This is a genomic window from uncultured Phenylobacterium sp., assembly GCF_902826855.1.
Taxonomy (GTDB): domain Bacteria; phylum Pseudomonadota; class Alphaproteobacteria; order Caulobacterales; family Caulobacteraceae; genus Phenylobacterium.
The window spans coordinates 1-3,658 of the sequence record NZ_CADEGK010000182.1; the positions used below are offsets into that span (position 1 = coordinate 1).

Annotated in this window: 2 protein-coding genes and 1 pseudogene (1 of these 3 cut by a window edge); all 3 read right to left on the bottom strand. The window is 70.7% G+C overall.

Annotated elements, in window-relative coordinates; all coding sequences use genetic code 11:
- Nucleotides 1–25: 25 nt before the first annotated feature.
- The gene (locus QZV94_RS19755) at nt 26–727 is read right to left on the bottom strand and encodes a VIT family protein (RefSeq protein ID WP_293680839.1); all 702 of its coding nucleotides are present in this window, start codon (nt 725–727) and stop codon (nt 26–28) included.
- A gap of 81 nt (nt 728–808) precedes the next feature.
- Entirely contained in the window at nt 809–3,208 is a 2,400-nt protein-coding gene (locus tag QZV94_RS19760) for a TonB-dependent receptor (protein ID WP_293680842.1), read from the bottom strand.
- 13 nt (nt 3,209–3,221) lie between these two features.
- Nucleotides 3,222–3,658, bottom strand: a pseudogene (locus QZV94_RS19765) (FecR domain-containing protein); it runs 550 nt beyond the window's last position.

Genomic DNA, 3,658 nt, shown 5'->3' on the forward strand with positions numbered 1-3,658 from the left:
TGCGCCCGGTCGGTCAAGCGGCGGGCTAGACCACGGAGCCGAACGCCTTGCCGATCAGAGCGGTCGCTGCAAGGGCGAGCGCGCCCCAGAACATGACGCGCAAGGCTGGTCGCCACGGGCTCGCGCCGCCGGCCCTGGCTCCGACCCAGCCCAAAAGCCCCAGGAAGGCCAGCGCCGCCACCGACACAGCGGCTATGAGGCTGGGCAGGGGCGCGACCAGCGCGACTCCCAGCGGAAGCGCCGCGCCGACCGAGAAGGTCAGCGCGGACGTCAGCGCCGCCTGCACCGGCCTGGCTTGGGTGTGCTCGAAAATGCCGAGTTCGTCCCGCGCGTGGGCCGCCAGAGCGTCCCCTGCGTTGAACTGCTCCGCGACCTGCCGCGCCAGGTCGGGCGTCAGCCCGCGCGCGACGTAGATCGAGGTCATCTCGTCCAGTTCCTGCCCGGGCGCGGTGGCGAGTTCCTGCCGCTCGCGCGCCAGGTCCGCCGCCTCGCTGTCGGCCTGCGAGCTGACCGAGACATACTCGCCCGCGGCCATAGACATCGCCCCGGCGACCAGGCCGGCGAACCCCGTGAGGATGAGGTCGTCCCGCGCGGCCTCGGCCGCCGCCACGCCCACGATCAGGCTCGCGGTCGACACGATCCCGTCGTTGGCGCCCAGGACGGCGGCTCGCAGCCAGCCGATCCTGGACACGGCATGCCGTTCGACGTGCGTTTTCAGCCGTGCCATTGCATCCCCGTTCGTATTGAACCCACGACGCTCAACGATTGGCCCGCCGGTCGCCGTGGAGCTTTGATCTGCAGCAACAGGTCAGAATCCGCGAGCGACATGGAGGGCCAAGGTCCGGGGCCGGAGGGGCGTCTCCTGGGCTTGCGATCGGAATGAGAAAGGGTTTCCGAACGCCAGGGTGTCACCGTGGCTGTCGAGCGCATTGTCCAGCGCCAGCCGTAGGCTGTAGTCGCCCGCCAGAAGCGTCGCGGAGAGGCGCATCTCGCTGTAGCCACCCATCGTCGTCGCCGCCCGCGGATCCAGATTCAGTCGCGAGCGCCCCGTGTAGGCGTAGCTGGCGGCGAGATCGAGGTCGTGCGCGCCGCCGAGGGCCACACGATAACTTGCCCGGGTGGCGAGGGTCAGATCGGGGACGCCGGGGAGCCCCGCATCCGGCCGTCCCGGCGATCCCGGCGCAGGCCGCCGTAGGTCCGGATCCTGCCACACCAGGTTTCCGGACAGCGAGAAGTGGCCCCGCTCGTAGCTGGCCTCGACCTCCATTCCCCGGCTCCGGCCGTCGCCGAGGTTGGCCGTGAACGGCAGCCCGGAGGGCAGGACGAGGTCGGCCTGGATGTCAGTCCAGACCGCCTGGAACACGGCCGCGCGCATCGCCAGGCCCCGGTCGACCAGCCGCCACCGGAAGCCGGCCTCGTAGCTCCTGAGTTCGTCGCCGGCATAGCGACGCAGCGGCTGTGCGTCGCTCGGTCCAGAGCCGAAGACCTGGCCGGCGGGGCCGCTGGTGTTGAACCCGGCCGTCCGATAGCCCTCCGCGGCCTGGACATAGAACGTCAGGCCGGGCGCCGGTCGATAGGCGGCCAAAAGCTTTGGCGCGAAACCCGCGTCGTGGGATTTGCCCGCGAAGCTGCGGACCGGTGGGCCGAGCGTAATATCCGACCGCGTGCGCAGGCGGGCTTCGTAGAGCCGTCCGCCGAACGTGAGGGTCAAGTCTCGCGTCAGGTCGTAGGAGGCCTCGCCGAACGCGGCGCTTTCCCGCAAGCGATCGCGGCGAACCTCGGCGTAACCTGCGCCCGCCTCCACCGGCGTAAGCTCGGCGTCCAGGCGCTGGTCGCCGATCGCGTTGAAAAGGCCCGCGGTCAGGCGCAGGCGCCGGCCGGCCGTCGATGCGAACCGGAGCTCGCTCACCAGCCCTCGGATCTCGTTCCCGTCCTGGAAGAGAAGCGGATGGGCGCCCGCCGCCACCAGGGCGTTGGGAGCCCTGGTCGCGTCGTAGATCGTCCCGACGTCGTGGTCGAGAGCGCCGACGCTGGCGGTCAGGCGTCCCCAGGAGGGCGACCAACGCGCCGCAAGCATGAGCGCCAGGAAGTCATTGTCATGGGGTTCCGCGACCACGCTTGTGCGCGTCCTGGGACCGGCCTCGGCGTCGACATAGTGGGCGTCCCGCGTGCCGATCGTCTGATCGACCAGGGTGGCCTCCAGCATGAGGTCGTCGCTGGCGCGCCAAAGCCCCGAAACACGAAAGCCCTGGCGCTTCGTACGATCGACATTGGTCTTTCCCCGTCGCGGGTTGTCGAGATAGCCGCCGGTGATTTCGGACCAGGCGACGACACGGACGGCGCCACGTCCACCGGCGAGCGGCTGGTTCCAGAGGCCCTCGGCCAGCCCCGACGGCGCGCCGTGGGCGGTGGTAGAGGCGCCCAACGAAAAACGACCCGATCTCATGGCCGTGTCGGGAGCCTGCGGGACGAGATGCAGGATCCCCCCGATCGAGCCCGCGCCGTAGAGCGATCCCTGTGGCCCCCGCAGCACCTCGACCCGCGCCATATCGATCAACGGCAGGTCGGGATCCGGGGCGTTGTAGGTGAGACGCAGGTCGCCGAGATAGAGGCCCACGGTGGACTGGGTGTGTCCCGTTAGGGGTCCATCGGACAGCCCGCGCAGCAGGACCTTGTCTCGGCCGGGCCCGAGGTTGGTCACGGTCACCCCCGCAGCGAGCAGGGTCAGGTCGCGAACATCCGTCACGCCACGCCGCTCGAGCTCGGCGCCGGTCGCCGCCGTGAGACCGTAGGGCGAGGCTGACAGCAGCGTCTCCGTCTTGTCGGCGGTGACCACCACCTCGCCCAGGTCGGTTGGAAGCTGCGGCGGCGGGTCTGCAGGCCGCAGAGGCCGCGACGGACGAGCGCGTACGACGACAGTCCGCGGGTCCGGCCGCGAGGCGACGCAGTCCGAACCGTCCAGCAGCCGCGCCAGCGCCTGGTCGAGACTCATGTGTCCGGAGACACCGGCCTGGCCGCCGCATCGGGCGCCGGGCGCGAACCCCAGGGACACCCCGGCCTGCCGGCCCAGCGCCATCAGCGCCGCCTCGCGAGCCTGTTGCTGAATCCGGATCGTGTAGATGGCCTCGCGCGCTTGGCCGGAGCCTGCCAGCGCGCTCAGAGCGACCACCAATCCTGCCAGGCCCACGGTCCGGCGGCGAAATTTCATGAGGCCAGCCGACTCAGCGCGTCGGGCGACGCAGGCTCAGCCTCATACTATCGGGAAGCCGCTCGACCTGCACGGGGAGGAATGCCGAAAGGCTGCGCAGCATGTCCTCCTCATCGCCCATGGCCAGGGTCGCGGTCACCTTCAAGCCGGCGGCGTCGGGCGCCACGGTGATGGGTGTCGCAACGTATCGGTTGAGGGTGGCCGCCACCTCGCCGAGGGGCTCGCCCTGGAAGACGAGACGGCCTTCCGTCCAGGCCAACGCGGCGTCGGGGTCGGCCGCCGTCACGGCATCGCCTTGCTCGCCCTCGCGGTGAGATAGCGCCTGCCCCTTGCGGAGACGCGCGATGGGTTGCGCCTCCGGGGTCCCGGCCGCCCGGACCTCCACCACCCCGCGCCGGACGGTGACGCGGACCACGCCGGCATGGCGCAGGACGTTGAACTCGGTGCCGA